Source organism: Sorangium sp. So ce295, assembly GCF_051527405.1.
GTDB classification, from domain to species: Bacteria; Myxococcota_A; Polyangia; order Polyangiales; family Polyangiaceae; genus Sorangium; species Sorangium cellulosum_B.
The window spans coordinates 12609648-12627641 of record NZ_CP150324.1 but is presented as its reverse complement, the minus strand read 5'-3'; the positions used below and the strand labels follow the sequence as shown (position 1 = coordinate 12627641).

The 17994-nt window shown below is 72.2% G+C and carries 14 protein-coding genes; 9 read left to right on the top strand and 5 right to left on the bottom strand.

Translation table 11 applies throughout. The features are described from left to right. Window positions 1–95: 95 nt before the first annotated feature. Entirely contained in the window at window positions 96–956 is an 861-nt protein-coding gene (locus WMF11_RS47715) for an aldo/keto reductase family oxidoreductase (protein ID WP_437905681.1), read from the bottom strand. A 76-nt stretch (window positions 957–1032) separates the two neighbouring features. On the opposite strand from WMF11_RS47715, the gene WMF11_RS47710 reads away from it, so the two are divergent. Beyond that, window positions 1033–1935: a LysR substrate-binding domain-containing protein gene (locus WMF11_RS47710; protein WP_437975512.1), complete on the top strand. Its 903-nt coding sequence runs from the start codon at window positions 1033–1035 to the stop codon at window positions 1933–1935. Between the two features lie 133 nt (window positions 1936–2068). Here WMF11_RS47710 and WMF11_RS47705 read toward each other — a convergent pair whose 3' ends face one another. Further along, on the bottom strand, window positions 2069–2506 hold the full coding sequence (locus WMF11_RS47705; protein WP_437975511.1) for a hypothetical protein: 438 nt from the start codon (window positions 2504–2506) through the stop codon (window positions 2069–2071). Between the two features lie 137 nt (window positions 2507–2643). Here WMF11_RS47705 and WMF11_RS47700 point away from each other — a divergent pair, with 137 nt between their 5' ends. The 6 genes from WMF11_RS47700 (at window position 2644) to WMF11_RS47675 (ending at window position 8755) form a co-directional block, all read left to right on the top strand. Then, complete coding sequence (locus tag WMF11_RS47700; protein WP_437975510.1) at window positions 2644–3345, top strand: DNRLRE domain-containing protein; 702 nt, start codon at window positions 2644–2646, stop codon at window positions 3343–3345. Further along, window positions 3342–4691 (top strand): oligopeptide/dipeptide ABC transporter ATP-binding protein, encoded by a 1350-nt coding sequence (locus WMF11_RS47695; protein WP_437905677.1) that lies wholly within the window; start codon window positions 3342–3344, stop codon window positions 4689–4691. Before WMF11_RS47700 ends, WMF11_RS47695 begins: the two co-directional genes overlap by 4 nt. After that, on the top strand, window positions 4688–5776 hold the full coding sequence (locus WMF11_RS47690) for an ABC transporter ATP-binding protein (RefSeq protein WP_437547438.1): 1089 nt from the start codon (window positions 4688–4690) through the stop codon (window positions 5774–5776). Before WMF11_RS47695 ends, WMF11_RS47690 begins: the two co-directional genes overlap by 4 nt. Window positions 5777–6061: 285 nt before the next feature. Further along, the gene (locus tag WMF11_RS47685; RefSeq protein ID WP_437975509.1) at window positions 6062–6850 is read left to right on the top strand and encodes a hypothetical protein; all 789 of its coding nucleotides are present in this window, start codon (window positions 6062–6064) and stop codon (window positions 6848–6850) included. Window positions 6851–7032: 182 nt separating this feature from the next. Then, window positions 7033–7674: a hypothetical protein gene (locus WMF11_RS47680; RefSeq protein WP_437975508.1), complete on the top strand. Its 642-nt coding sequence runs from the start codon at window positions 7033–7035 to the stop codon at window positions 7672–7674. Window positions 7675–7765: 91 nt separating this feature from the next. After that, entirely contained in the window at window positions 7766–8755 is a 990-nt protein-coding gene (locus tag WMF11_RS47675) for an NADPH:quinone oxidoreductase family protein (protein ID WP_437975507.1), read from the top strand. Window positions 8756–8878: 123 nt separating this feature from the next. Here the strand turns inward: WMF11_RS47675 and WMF11_RS47670 are convergent, their stop codons facing one another. Beyond that, on the bottom strand, window positions 8879–11092 hold the full coding sequence (locus WMF11_RS47670) for a glycoside hydrolase family 3 protein (protein ID WP_437975506.1): 2214 nt from the start codon (window positions 11090–11092) through the stop codon (window positions 8879–8881). 1000 nt (window positions 11093–12092) lie between these two features. On the opposite strand from WMF11_RS47670, the gene WMF11_RS47665 reads away from it, so the two are divergent. Beyond that, entirely contained in the window at window positions 12093–12902 is an 810-nt protein-coding gene (locus WMF11_RS47665) for a hypothetical protein (RefSeq protein WP_437975505.1), read from the top strand. Window positions 12903–12935: 33 nt separating this feature from the next. Here WMF11_RS47665 and WMF11_RS47660 read toward each other — a convergent pair whose 3' ends face one another. Then, window positions 12936–14861: a fructose-bisphosphatase class III gene (locus WMF11_RS47660; RefSeq protein ID WP_437905671.1), complete on the bottom strand. Its 1926-nt coding sequence runs from the start codon at window positions 14859–14861 to the stop codon at window positions 12936–12938. A 254-nt stretch (window positions 14862–15115) separates the two neighbouring features. Between WMF11_RS47660 and WMF11_RS47655 the strand changes: the two genes are divergently transcribed. Continuing rightward, a complete protein-coding gene (locus tag WMF11_RS47655; RefSeq protein ID WP_437547431.1) occupies window positions 15116–15469 on the top strand; it encodes a response regulator in 354 nt (117 codons plus the stop codon). A gap of 5 nt (window positions 15470–15474) precedes the next feature. Here WMF11_RS47655 and WMF11_RS47650 read toward each other — a convergent pair whose 3' ends face one another. Next, window positions 15475–17976, bottom strand: coding sequence for a serine/threonine-protein kinase (locus WMF11_RS47650; protein WP_437975504.1), 2502 nt, complete (start codon window positions 17974–17976; stop codon window positions 15475–15477). Window positions 17977–17994 lie beyond the last annotated feature (18 nt).

The window sequence follows — 17994 nt, the reverse complement described above, 5'->3', positions numbered from 1 at the left end:
CGTCGCAGGGCACGAGTCTGCACAGTCGAAGTTGTTGTGCGTCCCCTCCCCTTCTACCACCCGAGTGAGCGGGACAATGCGACCTTGAGCGTGTTCTAGATACGGTCGAGCGCTCTCATCGCGTCGTTGGACAGCTCGAGATCTGCCGCCGCGAGGTTCTCGCGCAGGTGCTCGACGCTCGACGTCCCGGGAATGAGAAGGATGTTCGGCGAGCGCCGCAGCAGCCACGCGAGCGCGACCTGCATCGGCGTCGCGCCGAGCTGGCGCGCGACGTCGGACAGCGTCGAGGACTGGAGCGGCGAGAAGCCGCCGAGCGGGAAGAACGGCACATACGCGATGCCTGCCGCGGCGAGGCTGTCGATCAGCGCGTCGTCCTGCCGGTGCGCGAGGTTGTACAGGTTCTGCACGCACACGATCTCGGTCATCGCGCGCCCCTCTTCCACCTGCTTCGCGGTCACATTGCTGAGGCCGATGTGGCGGACCTTGCCCTCCCGCTGCAGCTTCATGAGCGCGGAGAGCGGCGCCTCGATGGAGCCTTCCGCGGGCCCCTGCGCGTCGAACAGGACGCGCAGGTTCACCACGTCGAGCGCGTCGACGCCGAGGTTCCGGAGGTTGTCGTGGACCGCGCTCGTGATGTCCTCGGCGGCGAACGCCGGCTCCCAGGATCCCTGCGGGCCGCGTTTTGCGCCGACCTTCGTGGCGATCACGAGATCCCTCGGATACGGGTGCAGCGCCTCCCGGATGATCTGATTCGTGACGTGCGGCCCGTACACGTCGCTCGTGTCGATGTGATCGACGCCGCGCTTCACCGCCTCGCGCAGCACGGCGAGCGCGGCAGCGCGGTCTCTCGGCGGTCCGAACACGCCCGGCCCGGCGAGCTGCATGGCGCCGTATCCGAAGCGCTTCACCGTGCGACTGCCCATCTTGAACGTCCCGACCTTGGCTAGATTCGTCATGGCTGTCGACGGTAGGCCACGACGGGGTGTATGATAAGAGCCTCAAATCAGTACGGCCTGTACGGAAAGGCGAACAATGGCAGTGGATCTCGACGACGTCCGGGTCTTCGCCGCGGTGGCGCGCGCCGGCGGCTTCCGCGAGGCGAGCCGCACGAGCCGCACGAGCGCGTCGAGCGCGAGCGAGGCGGTGCGCCGGCTGGAGGGCGAGCTCGGCGTCCGGCTTCTTCATCGGACGACCCGCAGCGTCGCGCCGACCGAGGCCGGCGCGCGTCTCCTCGAGCGGCTCGGTCCTGCGCTCGCCGAGATCGCAGCGGCGCTCGACGTCGTGAAGAGCTCGCGCGACAAGCCAGCCGGCACGCTCCGGTTGAACGTCCCCGTCGTCGCCGCGCGGCTCGTGCTCCCACGGATCTTGCCGCCATTCCTCGCCGCGTATCCCGATATCCGCGTCGAGGTGACGGCGGACGACACGCTCGTCGACATCCTCGCCGCGGGCTGCGACGCGGGCATTCGTTACGAAGAGACGCTCGAGAAAGACATGATCGCGGTCCCGATCGGCCAGCGCGAGCAGCGCTTGGCGCTCGCGGCGTCGGGCGCCTACCTCGAGCGGCACGGGCGCCCGACCCACCCGCGCAAGCTCCTCGATCACGCATGTCTGCGCGGCCGCTTCCCGAGCGGCGCGCTGTGTCCGTGGGAGTTCGAGCGCGACGGCGAGGTCGTGAAGGTCGACCCGACCGGCCCGCTCGTCGGCAGCCTCGGGAATGCGACGGACCTCCTCGTGGACGCCGCGATCGCGGGCACCGGTCTCATCTACTGGTTCGAGGACTGGCTGCGCCCGCACATCGAGAGCGGCGCGTTGAAGCCGGTCCTGGAGCGCTGGTGGTCGCGTCTCTCAGGCCCCTTTCTTTATTATCCGAGCCGCCGCCACATGCCCGCGGCGCTTCGCGCGTTCGTGGACTTCCTCCGCGCGGACAGCAAATAGTCATGGTGGGAGCATGGGAGATCGATTCACCAGCTAGCGAGCGAGCGAGCGATGCGTCGCGGCGCTGCCTCGCGGCACCGCTCCCGACCCTCGCGGCCGAGCTCCACGTGCTCCGCGCGCCGCCGTCCGCCGCTCAGCGCGGCGTGCCGCTCGCCGCCGGTACCGCCGTCCGCTGCCCTGAGCCCGAGCGCGCGCCGCCCTTGATGCGCGCCTCGGTCACGACCTCGTCCCACTGCGCGTCGTACCCATCGAAGTGGACCCGGTAGGAGCCGGGGGCGACGACGCCGGTGATGCTCGCGGGCTTGTACGACCCCTTCCACTCGACCTCGATGCGGTCGCCGACCTTCCGCGCGCCGCCCTCGCCCGAGGCGCGCTGCTCCTCGTCGCGCAGGCGCCGGGCGCTCCCCTCGTGCAGGCATTGCTCGCGGTGGCAGGCGAGGCCTGACGCGCAGTCGTCGTCGGCGCGGCACGGAGACCCGAGCGGCGCCTTCTTTCCGCAGGCGGCGAGCGCCCCGGGCACGGCGGCCACGATCAACAGCGCTCTCAGGAAGGTAACGGCTCGAACGCGCACGACACGGCATCCCAGCAGAGCGGCCGCGGCCCGACAACAGGGATCACAGCGCCGGCGATCGGCGCCCCCGCCGCCCCCCGGCACGCCGCGCCCCCGCCCCTGCCACCCAGTCCGCCCTACCCGGGCCGCCCTCTGCTATGGTCGCCCCCGCTGTGCGTCTGCTCGCCGCCCTCGCGCCCGTGGCCCTGCTCGTCGCGGCGCCGCCGCTCCTGGGCTGCGGCGGCGGCCCCGCCAAGAACGCGGGCGTGTGCGCAGGCGCGGGCGTCTGCGGCGCCGGGTACTGCGTCGCCGGGCGCTGCCGGCCGGCGAGCGCCCTCCCCGCGCCCCTCGACGCGCGCCGCGTGCTGCTCCGGCCCGAGGACATGGCCGTCCTCGTCGAGGACGACGCCGCGGCAGCGCCAGGCGTCCCCGACGCCGTCGCGCTCGGGCGCGCCGGGGGCGGTGAGGTCGTCCTGCTGCTCCGGTTCTCGCCGACCTTCGGCGTCGGCGCCGACATCACGAGCGCCTTCGTCGTGCTGGAGCCGGCCCCGATGGCGCCTCCCGCCGAGCGCGCGCTCACGCTGGAGGTCGCGCGCATCCTCGAGCCGTGGCGCTCCGAGACGGCGACGTGGGGCCGGCAGCCGCGGCTGTCGATCCCGGAGGCCGCCGCCATCGCGCGGCCTCGACCAGCGACGCCGCTGCGGATCGACGTCACCTCGCTCGTGCGCGACTGGGCCAGGCGCCGCAAGGACGACCACGGCATCGCCATCCTCGCGCCGGGGAGCGACGCCGTCGGGGCCGCCTACTCGATGGGCATCTCCCAGGGCGTCGGCCCCCGCCTCGAGGTGTACGTACGGTGAGCAACGGCCAGGACGACGAGGACGACGACCTCGGCGCGCGGATGTCGCTCCCGCTTCCCCTGATCCGCCACGACCTCGGCGAGAGAAGGCCTGCCGCGCCCAGCGCGCCTTCCCTGCCCGGCGCCCCGGCCACGCCCGACGCCTCGACCGCGGGCGCTCTCCCCGCGCCCAGCGCCTCCGCCGTCCCCCACGGCGCCCTCGCGCGCGGCCTGCTCGACGACGACGAGCCCGCCGTCACGCAGCGCTCGACGGCGAGCGGCCGCCCCCTCCCGCTGCCCCGCACCGCGCCGCCCCTCTCGCCCGAGGAGGCCCCGCCGCCCACGCTGCTCCGGGTGAGCGACCTCCGCGTCTCGTTCGCCGCCGACGGCCGCGTCACGCGCGCCCTCGACCGCGTCTCGTTCACCGTGCCGCGCGGGCGCACGGTGGCGCTCGTCGGCGAGTCGGGCTGCGGCAAGACGGTGACCGCGCTGAGCATCTTGCGGCTCCTGCCCGCGCCCTACGCGTCCATCGACGGCGGCGCGATCGAGCTCGACGGCCAGGACCTCCTCGCGCTGAGCGAGCGCGAGATGCGCGCCGTGCGCGGCGGGAAGATCGGCATGATCTTCCAGGAGCCGATGACCTCGCTGAACCCCGTGTACACGGTCAGCGCCCAGATCGCCGAGGCCATCCGGCTGCACCGGCCCATGTCCCGCGGCGACGCCCGGCTCTACGCCGTGAACCTCCTGCGCAAGGTCGGCTTCCCCGAGCCCGAGGTCCGCGCGAACAGCTACCCGCACGAGCTGTCCGGCGGGATGCGCCAGCGCGTCATGATCGCCATGGCCCTCGCGCCGGAGCCCTCGCTGCTCATCGCCGACGAGCCCACCACCGCGCTCGACACGACGACGCAGGCGCAGATCCTCGACCTCCTCGAGCGGCTCAAGGCAGAGACGTCGATGAGCCTCCTGCTCATCGCGCACGACCTCGCCGTCGTCGGCGAGCTCGCGGACGAGATCGTCGTCCTCTACGCCGGCGTCGTCGTCGAGCAAGGGCCGGCGCGCGACGTGCTCGCGGCGCCCTCGCACCCGTACACGCGCGCGCTCCTCAGGAGCATCCCGGCGCGCGGGCTCCGCCCGCACCGCGTGCGCGGCGAGCGCTCGCTCCGCCTGCCGACCATCCCGGGCGCGCTGCCCGATCTGCGCGATCCGCCGCGCGGCTGCCGCTTCCAGGACCGCTGCGACGCCGTGTTCGACCGCTGCCGCGCCGAGGCGCCGGACCTGTACGCCGTCCCGCCCGGCGCGGGGCACCACGCGGCGCGCTGCTTCCTCCTCGCGGGCCCGGGGCGCGCGGGCAACGAGGGCGCCCCGTGACGCGCGACAGCGGATCCCCGCCGCCCACGCAGCGCGACGAGCCCGCCGCGCCGCACCTGCACGCTGCAGCCGCGGCGCACCCGGAGGGCGCGGAGAGCGCGCCGGGCGAGCGGCCGCTCGTCCAGGCGGAGGGGCTCTCGAAGTTCTACCCGGTGCAGCGCGGCGCCTTCGCGAAGCCGTCGTTCGTGCAGGCCGTCGTCGAGGCGACCTTCCGCGTTTACCGGGGCGAGACGCTCGGCCTTGTCGGCGAGTCGGGCTCCGGCAAGAGCACCCTCGGGCGCCTCGTGCTCCGGCTCATCGAGCCCACGGTCGGCCGGGTCCTCTTCGACGGCCACGACCTGAGCGCCCTGTCGAGCCGCGCGCTCCGGGCCATGCGCCAGCGGATGCAGATCGTCTTCCAGGACCCCTACGGCTCGCTCAACCCGCGCATGACGCTGCGCGAGATCGTCGGCGAGGGCATCGTCATCCACCACCTCGCGAGGAGCCGCGACGAGGAGACCGCGATGGTCGAGGGCGCGCTCCAGAAGGTCGGCCTGCGGCCGGACATGATGGAGCGCTTCCCCCACGAGCTCTCCGGCGGGCAGCGGCAGCGGGTCGCGATCGCCCGCGCCCTCGCCGTGCGCCCGGACTTCATCGTCTGCGACGAGCCCGTGAGCGCGCTCGACCTCTCGGTGCAGGCCCAGATCGTCAACCTGCTGGAGGAGCTCCAGGACGAGCTGTCGCTCGGCCTGCTGTTCATCTCGCACGACCTCCGGGTCGTCGAGCACGTGAGCCACCGCGTCGCGGTGATGTACCTCGGCCGCATCGTGGAGATCGGCCCCACGCAGGCCGTGGCCGGGCGGCGGCACCACCCGTACACGCGCGCGCTCTTCGAGGCGACGCCGTCGATCGAGCGGGGGAGCAAGGCGCGCCGCCTGCTGCCGGGCGCGCCCGGGAGCGCGATCAACCCGCCCGACGGCTGCGTGTTCCACCCTCGCTGCCGGAAGGCCGAAGAGGGCAAATGCGACGTCGAGATCCCGCCGCTCGAGGAGCTCGTCCCCGGCAGCGGCCACCGCGTGGCGTGCTGGTACCCCGAGATCGAGTGACGACGGCGCGCCGGCGCGTCGCGGGATGAGCCGGGCCGGCCGCTGGTTCGCGCGTTGAGATGTCGCTCGGATGCCCCGGAGAAGCTGGCTCGCCGGGAATGGCGCCCTGCGAGCGCAGCAGCTCACAGCCCACCACGGCCCAAACTGGCACAATCGAAGATCCGGGGTGCCGCGAACCAGGGGCGCTCCTGCGGGAAGCTGCGCTTGCCGCGCGAGGCATCCCTTTTGCTGCACGCCCCGTGCCGCCGCGCGCGAGGTTCGGTGGCGAAGCCACGAGGTGATGCGATGACGAGCGACGTGCTTCGCGTGCTGGCGGCAGCCCTGCTGTCCGGTGCGTGCCTGATGGGATGCAAGAACAGCGTGAATGACGGCGCTGGCGCCAGCGGCGGCAACGGCGGCAGCGGCGGCGACAACAGCGCCAGCAGCAGCAGCAGCGGCGGCAACGGCGGCAGCGGCGGCCACAACGGCGGCAGCGGCGGCGACAGCAGCGGCGGCGGGGGCATCGACGACAGCGGCGAGGATGGCAGCGGCGGCTGCGGCGAGGGGAGCGGCGGCGGCTGCGTCGATGTGTCGAACGCGCCGCCGTGCGAGGTGCGGGACGTCGAGGGCACGATCCCCGGGGTGAAGATAACGATCGAGTCGAGCCGCTGCACCTACCGCCGGGGAGAGCCGGCGGAGTTCGTTTACACGATCACGACCGACTCGAGCGTCCCTCCGATCGACGTCGCGGCCTCCACCGGCTGCGGGCGCTGCGTCGAACCGACGAGCGATCCGCTCTCGTTCGTCTCCTACAAGATCAGCGGCCTCACATGGAGCGCCGATCCGCAACCGCAGCTCTATTGCCTGTGCGACGTGGGCTGCTGCGCTCCCGACGAGGCGGTGACCGTGCAGGTCGACGCGACGACGGCGACCCAGACGATCCGCTGGTCCGGGCGGCAGTGGACCGGGCCGTCCGACACGAGCAACCCGGAGGGCGCCTTCTTCCAGGCGGGGACCTACGATGTCGAGGTGACGTTCGACGGCAAGGAGCAGGGCTCCGTGACGGCGAAGCTGCCGATCGACATCTACCCCTGAAGCACGGCTGAGGCGAAGCCGGCGGGCAGCGGCCCAGGCTGGCACAATCGACGGCCCGGGGTGGCGCGCGCCACGGCCTGTCCCTCCGGAGCCCGCGCGCGCCTCGCGGAGCATCTCCCTTGCTGCCGATCGCGCGCCGCCGCAGACAGGCGGCGTGGCGCGAAGGAGGGAGAGGTGAGGGAATGGCAAACGACATGCTTCGAGCTCTGGCGATAGCCTTGCTGTCCGCTGCGTGCGCGACGGGATGCGGCGGCGGCAAGGAAGGCGGCGGGAGCGGCGGTGACGGCGCGAGCAGCAGCAGCAGCGGCGGCGACCGAGGGCTGCCGCCGGGGGCCGAGCCGTGCGCGGTGCGCGACGTCCAGGGCACGATCCCGGGCGTGACGATATCGATCGAGTCGAGCCGCTGCGTTTACTGGAGGGGCGAGCCAGCGGAGTTCGTCTACACGGTCACGACCGACTCGAGCGTCCCTCCGATCGAGATCGCGGCCTCGGACGGGTGCGGGCACTGCGTCGTACCGAGCCCGGATCCGCGCTCGTTCGTCACGTACCAGATCACCGGGCTGTCGACGGCGGGGGATCCACAGCAGTATTGCCTCTGCGACACCGGGTGTTGCGCTCCCGACGCCGCGGCGACCGTGCAGGTCGACGCGACGGCGGCGACGCACACGATCTCCTGGTCGGGGCGGCAGTGGAGCGGGCCCTCGGACACGGACAACCCGGAAGACGAGTTCTTCGCGCCGGGGACCTACGATGTCGAGGTCACGTTCGACGGGCAGGAGCAGGGCTCCGTGACGGCGAAGCTGCCGATCGAGATCGTCCGCTGATCTCGCGCGCGCCGGCGATCCCGCGGGGGATCCCCGGCGCGCGAGGCGGCTTCCGCCGGGCCGCCCGGGCTTTCTGCTAAGGTCCGCGGGCATGCACGCCTGGCGCGGACACGCCTTTGGTCCCCCCGAGATCCTCGTGTGGGAAGAGGTCGACGACCCCCCGCTCGCCGAGGGGGAGGTCCGGATCGAGGTGGCCGCCGCCGCGATCAACTTCCCCGACGTGCTCTTCACGGCGGGCGCGCACCAGGTCAAGCCGACTCCGCCGTTCATCCCGGGCTTCGAGGTCGCCGGCCTCGTCGTCGAGAGCCGCGAGCCGTCGCTCCCGCCGGGCGCCCGCGTGGCCGCGACGCTCCCCGGCTCGGGGGGGTACGCGACGCGCGTGATCGCGGGGCCGCGCACCACCTATGCGCTCCCGGACGCGATGCCGTTCGAGGACGCCGCGGCGATGACGATCACCTACCAGACAGGCTATTTTGCGCTCCACCGGCGCGCCGGCGTCCAGCCGGGCGACACGGTCCTCGTGCACGCCGGCGCGGGCGGCGTCGGCAGCGCGGCGATCCAGCTCGCCAAGGCGGCCGGCGCGATCGTCATCGCGACCGCCGGCGGCGAGGAGAAGACGGCGGTCTGCCGCGCCCTCGGGGCGGACGTCGCCATCGACTATCGACGCGAGGACTTCGTCGCCATCGTGAAGGAGCGGACCTCGGGCCGGGGCGCCGATATCGTCTTCGACCCCGTCGGCGGCGACGTCTTCGATCTGTCGACCAAATGCGTCGCCTTCGAGGGACGCATCGTGGTGATCGGCTTCGCCTCCGGCCGCATCCCCGCGGCGCGCGCGAACCACCTGCTCGTGAAGAACTATTCGGTCCTCGGCCTCTACTGGGGCACCTACAGCCGCGCCCGGCCCGATCTCACGCGGAGGGCGCAAGACGAGCTCTACGCGCTCTACGGCCAGGGCGCGATCAAGCCGCTCGTCTCCGCCGCGCCGCCGATGGCGGAGGCGAAGGCGGCCATGACGGCGGTCGCGTCCCGCGCGACCACGGGCAAGGTGGTGCTCACGACCGCGCGAGGCGGCGGCGCGTGACGCGCTGATGCGCTGATCACGGAGACCCGGCCCGCCGCGCGGCGGGCTGGGTCTTCGGCCTATTTCACGAATGCCGCCGCCGCTGCGGAGAGCGAGGAGAGCGCAGCGGCGCGGAGGATGGATTCAGTTGCAGCCGCTCGCGGTGGACGCCTCCGGGAGCGCCGCAGGCGTGTCCTTGTTCTCCGTCGTCAGGCCGAAGCCGTACGGGAACAGCGCGCCGTCTTCTCCGCGGTTGACCCGCTGGCAATCGGTCGCAGGCCAGGAGAACGAGAGCTTGCCCTGGAACTGCTGCTTGCCGAACAGCACGTCGGCCACGCCGCCGCCCTCGGAGCCTGGGAGCCACGCGGCCACGAAGGCGTCCGAGCGGTTCAGCTCCTTGTTGACGTAGAGCGGACGGCCCGACAGGAAGACCGTCACGATCGGCAGATCCGGCTTGGCCGTGCGGATCGCCTGGAGGACCTGCAGATCCTCGGGGTGGAAGACCGCGTGCTCCAGCGTCTTCGCGTGCGGCGTGTCGTCCGTCGCGAGCTGGATATCCCCGTACATCTCGGCATAAGGCGTCTCGCCGATCACCACGATCGCCGCGTCGAAGCTCCCCGAGCTGGCGGCGGAGCCGTTGGCGCTCAGCGTCGCCTGGCCGCCGCCGGCCGACACGAGGTCCTGGATCCCCTTGAGGATCGACGTCGCGCCGGGGAAATCGGCGTTCGTCAGGTCGGTGCCCTGCCACGTCCGCGACCAGCCGCCGGACTGGTTCGAGATGCTGTCCGCGGACTTGCCCGCGACGAGCACCTTGGCCGAGGCGGCGAGGGGCAGGACGCCGCCGGCGTTCTTGAGGAGGACGAGCGACTTCCGGACCGCCTCGCGCGCGAGGGCCCGGTGCTCCGCTTGCCCGAGCACCGACTGATCTCCCGCGAACATCCGCTTCGACGGCGCCTGCTTGGTCTTCTTCGGGCCGAGGAGCCCCGCCCGCATCTTGACCCGCAAGATCCTCGTCACGGCGTCGTCGACCCGCGCCATCGAGATCTGGCCCCCCTTCACCTGGTTGAGGGTGTTCTCGTAGAACGCCTTCCAGTCGTCCGGGACCATGATCATGTCCACACCGGCGTTGATCGAGGCGGCGCACGAGGAGTTGGTGCAGCCCGACACCTGCCCGTGACCGTTCCAGTCGCCGATGACGAAGCCGTCGAAGTGGAGCTTGTCCTTCAGCACCCCGGTGAGCAGATCGCCCTTCCCGTGCATCTTGGTGCCGCGGATGCTGTTGTACGACGCCATGACGGTCTGCGCGCCCGCCGGGATGGCGGACAGGTAGCCCTGCGCGTGGATCTCGCACAGCTCGGTGTCGGAGGCGAGGTTGTTCCCCTGGTCATCGCCCTTGTCCGTGCCGCCGTCACCGATGAAGTGTTTGGCCGTCGCGATGACGCGCGTCGCGCCGAGGAGATCTGGGCTGTTCGCGGCGCCCTGGATGCCCTGCACGATCCGGCCCCCGTAGGCGTTCACGATCTCGGGATCTTCGGAGTAGCCTTCATACGTGCGGCCCCAGCGGTCGTCGCGCACGGTCGCGAGCGTGGGCGCGAAGGTCCAGTCGAGCCCGGTCGCGAGGACCTCCTTGGCCGTGGCGGCGCCGATGCGCTCGAGCAGCTCGGGGTCGTGGGCCGCGCCGAGGCCGATGTTGTGGGGGAAGAGCGTGGCGCCGCGGACATTGTTGTTCCCGTGCACCGCGTCGATGCCCCAGATGATCGGGATGGCCACGCGGCCACCGCTGGTGTCCACCGAGGCGTTGTAGAACTCGTCGGCGAGCTTCACCCAGTCCGCCGCCGTCGCGTTCTTGTTCTTCCCCGGCCAGGAGCCGCCGCCGTTCAGCACGGAGCCGATGTTGTACTGCTTCACCTCGGCCGGCGTGATCTTCTGGATCTCGGCCTGCACCATCTGGCCGACCTTCTCCTCCACCTTCATCCTGCCGAGCAGCTCGGTGATGGCCGCCTCGATCGCCGGATCCTGCGCGATCGCGCTCCGCACCTCGGGCCAGCCGTTGTCGCAGGGCAGGAGGCCGACGGCGTCCCCGGCGCCGCTGCCGCCGCCGCCGGTGCTGTCGCTGCCGCCGGTGCCGCTGCCTCCGGTCCCGGAGCCGCTGCCGGAGGAGCCAGCGCCGGCGCCGGAGCCGCTTCCGGAGCCGCTTCCGGAGCCAGCGCCGGCGCCGGAGCCGCTTCCGGAGCCGGCACCAGCGCCGGAGCTGGCCCCGGAGCCGGTCGCGTTGTCGGACGTGTCGTCACCGCAGGCGGCCGGCGCGAGAACGACAGCCGCCGCCATGATCCATGTTGCATACCGTGTGAGGCGCATGAGTGCTCCCCTCTCTTGTCGATGAGATGAAGGATGGGCTCTAAGGTGAACCGTGACAGTCGAGCAAAGCGTCGATCGGGACGTGTAAGAAATATAAGACAGAGAGGGAACGTTCTAATCCATGACTCCCCCCGCACGCAAGCCCCCCCTCACGCCGCGAACGAGGGTTCGATCGCGTGAGCGCGCGTTCGCGTGAGCGCGCGTTCGCGTGAGCGCGCGTTCGCGTGAGCGCGCGTTCGCGTGAGCGTCACCGCCGCGCCGTCGCCATGAGCCCGAGCCAGGCCTCCCCCGTGCCTCGTGGCGCGCCGGATGACACGGTGCGTCCTGGGACACCACCGGTTAACCATAGTCCGAGTCGGGCCGCAATATACAAACCCGATGGCGCGGCGCGATAATCCACCCGTGGCATAACGCAACAACCCGTGCGCGAGCGAGCACGCGACGGGCTCATCGATGGATGCGGGCTCACCGGGGTCGAGCACGTCATCTCCGATCCGAGGATCGAGAGGCCGCGCGAGGAAGACAAGGAGGAGCGCTGGCGTCCGCGCGATGACGAGAGACGCTCAGAGCAGTTGACATTACCTGCGTTCCGTCGGTGTCGAGGGGTTCGGCGCTCAAGGCTTCATCATGAAGCGGACGGTGAACAGCTATCATGAGCCGTGGCACCTCGGGGATACGAGGCCAACGCGGCACCACGCCGCGCGCGAGCGCCAGCGCGTCGAGGCCGCCCACGCGCGGTCGACCCCCCGCAATGCTGATTCCAGCCGGGCGCGGCCCGATCGGCGCGGTCAAACTGGGCCACCGGACAGAGCCATGGGCTCACGCAGCACGGGCCGACGGGCGAGCCGGAGCGTCTGCCGTCGCGATTCAGCGGAAGCATATTCCGTCAAGGGAACAATGATAGAATCGTGACTTCTGTGCGGCAGCATTTACCCGCGAGACTGCACGTGCCTATTCTCCGCGCATGGTCTCTATCTCGCGTACTTCCATTCGTCTCTTCATGACCACCGGTACGCTGCTCCTCGCGCTCGCCGCGTGCGGTGACGACGAGGTCGACTTCGGCGCAGGCGGCGCAGGCGGTGAGGCCGGCGGCGGCACCTCCACCAGCACCACCGCAGGAACTGGCGGCAGCACCACCAGCGGCACGGGCGGCGAGGGCGGCGCAGGCGGCGCTCCCGGCACGGGCGGCGAAGGCGGCGCAGGCGGCGCTCCCGGCACGGGCGGCGAAGGCGGCGCAGGCGGCGCTCCCGGTACGGGCGGCGAAGGCGGCGCCGGCGGCGCTCCCGGCACGGGCGGCGAAGGCGGCGCAGGTGGCACGGGCGGCGAGGGCGGCGCAGGCGGCGCTCCCGGCACGGGCGGCGAGGGCGGCGAGGGCGGCGCAGGCGGCGCTCCCGGCACGGGCGGCGAGGGCGGCGCAGGCGGCGCTCCCGGCACGGGCGGCGCAGGCGGCGAGGGCGGCGCAGGCGACGAGCCCGTACGGTGGGCCGACGTGGAGCCGATCCTGCTGGCAAAGTGCTCGCCCTGCCACACCCGCACGGATCCCGCGCCGGCCAGCGGCTTCGCCATCACCTACGAGTCCTCGCAGCTCGCCTCGAACTCGACCCAGTGCGCCGTGGACCCGGGTCAACCCGCGAGGACGCAGGGGGAGTGCGCCACCATCCGCATCCACGACCTCGACAACGCCACCCGCATGCCGCGCAACCGCGGATGCACCGGCGACCCGGCGCTCGACGTCGCGAATTCTGCCTGCCTGACGGCCGCACAGCAGCAGACGCTCGTCGACTGGATCGCGGACGGCCAGCTCGACTGATCCGAGGAGGCGCGGCCACCGCCGCGCCTCACGTCACCTCGGCTGCTCGAGGAGCGCTCCGTCCCGGTACGCCTCGATGAGCCGCTCCAGGATCTCGATCTCCCGCTCGAGCTCCTCCCCCTTCTCGGTGTCTCCCACCCGGCGCTCGGCCTCGTAGACCTCCACGTCGGAGATCACGGGGATGATGTCCTCCCCCGCCTCCACGGCCTGCTCGACCGACGTGAAATGGTGGTGCTGCGCGAGCCGCGCCCCGCTCGCCTCGAGCACGAGCGTGTACCCCTTGTCGCCGTACGCCTCCGAGAACGCCCCGTCGATCGTCACCGCGCGGCGCGACGCCTTGATCGGCGACTCCCCCCGCTCGACCCGGACCGGCACGTGCCCGTTCACGATGAGCCCGCGCTCCTCGTCCACACCGAACTCGCGGCACACCCGGCCGCAGAACGCGGCGTCGTGGATCAGGTGGAAATAAGGGTTCTTCGTCTCCCTGTGCGTCCTCTCGTCGGCGACGAAATACGACTCGAACGTCGTCATCCGGTCCTTGCCGAACATGGGCGAGAGCGGCCCGGTCCAGAGGTACCAGAGCATGTCGACGTCCTCCTGCGCGCCCGCCCGGAAGGCCCGGCGCACCGTTCGCTCCAGCGCGTCGAACAGCGCCCTGCCGCGGCGAACCTCGCCGTCCACCACGAAAGGAAGGAGCTCGCCCTCGCCGTCCACCGGGACACAGCCGTGGAAGATGAGCGCCCGGTCGCGCCTGAGCCACGTCGTCCCCTGCTGCACCATCCAGCGCATCTGGCGGGACAGCGCCGGGCTCCTCAGGAAAGACTCCTTCAGAAGGGCGACGCACGCCGCCTCGTCCGGCGTCAGCGCGTACGGATCGCCGGGGTCGAGCGTCGGGAAGCGCGCGTCGAGCAGCGGGAACACCTCGCCGTCGATCGCGACCGTGCCCGCGCGCGCGTCGATGCGATGGAGCAGGCAGCGGTGCTCGAGCGCGTACTCCGGGCGGCGCCGGCAGAGCTGCCCCTCCAGCTTGAACTGGAGGACGGCCGCGGCCTTCTGCATCCGCGCCATCAGCAGGGCGTCGCGCAGCCCCTCGCCCCGGACCGCGAAGCGCTCCGCCGGATCGTCGGCGTAGGCCGTGCGCGCGAGCCGATCGAGCGGCGCCACGGAGATGCCAAAGCCCTCTTCCAGCTGCGACAGGCGCCCGTACCGCAGCGAGAGCCGGACGACCGTGGCGATGAGCGCCTCCTGGCCGAGGCTCGCGCCCATCCAGCTCACGTCGTGGTTGCCCCACACGACCCGCACGCGCGGCTGGCGCGTCAGGTACTCGATCACCTTGTCGAGCCGGGGACCGCGATCGCCGAGATCGCCGGCGACCACGAGCTCGAAGACCGTCAGGTTCCGGATGGCGCGCGCCATGGCGCGCAAGATCTCGATCTCGCGGCCGTGCTGCACGAACGGATCGATGAGCGCGTCGAGGTAGCCGCCCTCGCCGAGGGTGGCGCGCGCCGAGACGAGCTCGCGGAGCAGGCCCCGCATGTCCTCCGGGAACGCCGCCTCCACCTGGCGGAGCGTGTAGCGCTGCGACAGCGCGCGGATGACCTCGACCTCGCGCGCGAGCGTCCAGATCAGGAAGGCCCACCGCGCCCCCTCGCTGCGGGACGCGACGCGGGCATACGTCTCGCGAGGGTAGTAGACGGCCGAGAGCAGCGCGCGCTCCTCGGCCGCCGTGAGCCGGTCGCCGAAGACCCGCTCGACGAGCGGCCGCAGGCTCCCCGAGGCGTTGTTGATGATGTGCTTCAGCTTCCTGTGCTCGCCGTGGACGTCGCTGACCACGTGCACCGTGCCCTTCGGGAGCGACAGGATCGCCCGCAGATGGCCGATCTCCGAGAGCGCGGCCTCGGTCGTCGGGTACCGGCCCGCGAGGGCCCGGAGGAGCGGCAACTCCCGCGTGTCAAGCATGGCGCCGCAGCATAGAGCAAGGCCGCGGGTCGACGCACGCGCGCGACGTGCCGGGCGCGCCGCGCCGAAGCGGCCGGACAGGCGCGCAAGGCGAGCGCATGTGCCTGGCTCTGCCGCGTTTCTCCTTGCGGCCGCGCGGCGTCCTACTAGCAAATGCCATGGGAGCCCATGCAATGTTGTGGCAGCGAGGCAGCATCTCCACGCCGAGCGGCCTCGACGTCGGCCCACATTCACCAGCGAACCCCCTTCACTACATGAGCAAGTCTGTCCTGATCATCGATGACGACGTGGATCTGGCGACGACCCTGGCCGAGACGCTGCGCGACCTCGGTTATGACGCGACGCCTTTCTTCAGCGGGCGAGAGGCGCTCGAGCGGCTCCTCGACGGCGAGCGGCCCGGCGTGATCCTGCTCGACCTGATGATGCCGAAGATGAACGGCTGGAAGGTGTGCGACGAGCTCTGCGCGGTCCCCGCGCTGGAGGAGATCCCCGTCGTCATCATGACCGCGGCGTCGAACATCAAGCAGCCGATGCCGGCGCACGCGCGCGAGGTGCTCAGCAAGCCGTTCGAGCTCGACGCCCTGCTCAGGACGATCGACGCCGCCTGAGCGGGCTACCGCTTCTTCTTCGCCTTCGGTGGCGCGCTCGGCTTGATATCGATGCTCGTGGCCCCCTGGCACGGCACCTGCGCTGTCACACCCGCGCTGAGCCACTCGGGGAACTTCGTCTTCCCGGCCCGGCCGACGCGCACGAAGAAGCGGCCGCAGCGCACGGCCAGCGCCTGGTTCACGTCCCCCGCGTACTTGCCGGTCATGTAGACGCCCCCCGGCTGCGGAAACCCCACCGTGAGCAGGCCCTGATCCTTGGGCAGCGACGCAGGATTGCTCCCCTGCCGCGCCTGGCTCGCGGCCTCCTTCGCCGCCGCGGCCTCCTTCGCCGCGGCCTCCTTCGCCGCCGCGGCCTCCTTCGCCGCGGCCTCCTTCGCCGCCGCGGCTTCCTTCGCCGCGGCCTCCTTCGCCGCCGCGGCTTCCTTCGCCGCGGCCTCCTTCGCCGCCGCGGCCTCCTTCGCCGCGGCCTCCTTCGCCGCCGCGGCCTCCTTCGCCGCGGCTTCCTTCGCCGCCGCGGCCTCCTTCGCTGAAAGCGTCTTCGCCGCCTGCGCCTTCCCGGCCGGAGCCTTCTTCACGGGGGGCGGCTCGCTCGCCGCGGACGCCGCCGCGGCGACGGGCTCGACGATCGCGGGCGCCATCTCCACCGCGACGGCCGGCTCGGGCCGATCCCGCCGCGCCACGTAGATCCAGAGCCCCGCCACCACCGTCGCCGTGATCGCCGACACCGCGATCGTCCCGACAGGCGACAGCGAACGCGGCGCTTGCCATGGCAGCCGCGGGCGCCGCGACGACGCGCCCGCCGGGGGCGACGACTCCCCCGGAGAGCCGCCGCGGCCCGCCGCGCTCGGCCTCGGGTACGGCACGCCCCCGGGCGGCGTCAGGCCCGATGAGCCGTCCACCGGCACCGTCACCCCGGGCGGCGTCAGGCCCGTTGCGCCCATCGGCACGGTCACGCCGGAGGGGGTCACCGGCGAGGCGGAAGGCGGCTTGGGCGGCGCACCCAGGAACGCGGGCGCGAGATCCGCCGGGAGGGCCGGCGGCGGACCGAAGCGGATCGCCTCCGGGATCACCGACGTGGTCGGCACGAAGCGGGGCGTCTCCGCGCCCGTGCCAGGCATCGTCGTGCCGTCCTCCTCGAATATCGGATCGACCTCGGTCAACGTCGGCGGCCCGCCCTCCGGCGGCCCCTCGTCGGCCGCCGCCGCGTCGCGCTCCGCCGCGCGCTTCGACGCCTCGAACAGGCGGCCGAACGTCTCGCGATCCGGCAGCGCGGGCCTTCGTCCCTCGACGCCCTTCGCGCCGTCGCCCCTCGCCTCGGACGCCGGCACCGGGATCGTGATCGGCTCGGGCGCGCCGATCGACGCCTTGTCGTCCTGCCGAGCCGACCCGATCAGCGCCTCGGACGCCCCCGCCGAGGGAGGCGCGGTCTTCGCCTGCGCGCCGGGGGTCCGCAGCCTCGCGGCGCCGCCGTCCCTGGCCGCCTGATCCCTGGCAAAGAGATCCTTCGCGAGCCGCTTCGCCGCGTCCGCCGCGGGCCTCGCGGTCTGACCTCCCTTGCCCTTGACCGGGATCGTCGGCCGCCGGTCCTCCTCGCGATCCGCGTCCTCGATCTCGATCGTCGCGTGCGCCGATTGCACGCGCGTCACGAGCTCGGCCTTCCCCTTCTCCGGGCGAGCGACCTTCGCGAGCGCCTGCTCGATCTCGTGGACGGTGATCTTCCGATCGTCCGGCGCCGGCGCGAGGGCCGTGTCGAGCAGCGCCACGATCGGGCGCGGGATCTCCGGCCGGATCGTGGCGATCGCCTGCGGTCGCGTGCCGTCCGCGGGCGGCCGCCGCCCCGTGAGCAACGACCAGAGCAGGAGCCCCACGCCATAGATATCGGCCTTCACCGTGACGCGCTCGGCGCGCGCCTGCTCGGGCGCCATGTACCCCGGCGCGCCCTTCACCACGCCCGCGATCGTGTCCGGCGTGCGCCCGAGGATCTTGCCGATGCCGAACCCCGTCAGGCGCACCTGCCCGTCCCACCCGATCACGATGTTCTCCGGGTGGAGGTTGCGATGGACGATCGGCGTGGGGCTGCCGTGCTCGTCGACGGACCCGTGCGCGTGCGCGAGCGCCCCGGCGATGCAGTGGACCAGGTAGTAGACCGCCGCGTCGGCGAGCTTCTGCTGCCGCGCCGCGAGGTGCTGGTGCAGCCGATTGAGGTTCACGCCCTCGACGTGCTCGAGCACGAGGACGAGCCGGCCGGCGTGCTCGAAGAAGTCGAACATCCGCACGATCGCCGGGTGGTTCATCGTCGCGCAGATCGACGCCTCGCGGGCGAGCTCGTCGGCGAAGCGCGGATCCCCCTCGGCGGTATTCGGGACGAGCTTCAGCACGCAGACGCGGCGAAACCCGAGCGGGCCATCCAGTCGCCCGAGATAGACGCTGGTAGGCCCAGAACCGGACAGGTGCCGGAGGATCTTGTAGGCCCCAATCGTCTCGGGAGCGGGCTCCGTCGGAAACATCCGGGGCCGATCATACCC

Coding starts and splice junctions, on each gene's coding strand:
- WMF11_RS47715 (WP_437905681.1), bottom strand. CDS start 956: ATGACGAATCTAGCCAAGGTCGGGACGTTCAAGATGGGCAGTCGCACG.
- WMF11_RS47710 (WP_437975512.1), top strand. CDS start 1,033: ATGGCAGTGGATCTCGACGACGTCCGGGTCTTCGCCGCGGTGGCGCGC.
- WMF11_RS47700 (WP_437975510.1), top strand. CDS start 2,644: ATGGTCGCCCCCGCTGTGCGTCTGCTCGCCGCCCTCGCGCCCGTGGCC.
- WMF11_RS47685 (WP_437975509.1), top strand. CDS start 6,062: ATGACGAGCGACGTGCTTCGCGTGCTGGCGGCAGCCCTGCTGTCCGGT.
- WMF11_RS47680 (WP_437975508.1), top strand. CDS start 7,033: ATGGCAAACGACATGCTTCGAGCTCTGGCGATAGCCTTGCTGTCCGCT.
- WMF11_RS47675 (WP_437975507.1), top strand. CDS start 7,766: ATGCACGCCTGGCGCGGACACGCCTTTGGTCCCCCCGAGATCCTCGTG.
- WMF11_RS47670 (WP_437975506.1), bottom strand. CDS start 11,092: ATGCGCCTCACACGGTATGCAACATGGATCATGGCGGCGGCTGTCGTT.
- WMF11_RS47665 (WP_437975505.1), top strand. CDS start 12,093: ATGACCACCGGTACGCTGCTCCTCGCGCTCGCCGCGTGCGGTGACGAC.
- WMF11_RS47660 (WP_437905671.1), bottom strand. CDS start 14,861: ATGCTTGACACGCGGGAGTTGCCGCTCCTCCGGGCCCTCGCGGGCCGG.
- WMF11_RS47655 (WP_437547431.1), top strand. CDS start 15,116: ATGAGCAAGTCTGTCCTGATCATCGATGACGACGTGGATCTGGCGACG.
- WMF11_RS47650 (WP_437975504.1), bottom strand. CDS start 17,976: ATGTTTCCGACGGAGCCCGCTCCCGAGACGATTGGGGCCTACAAGATC.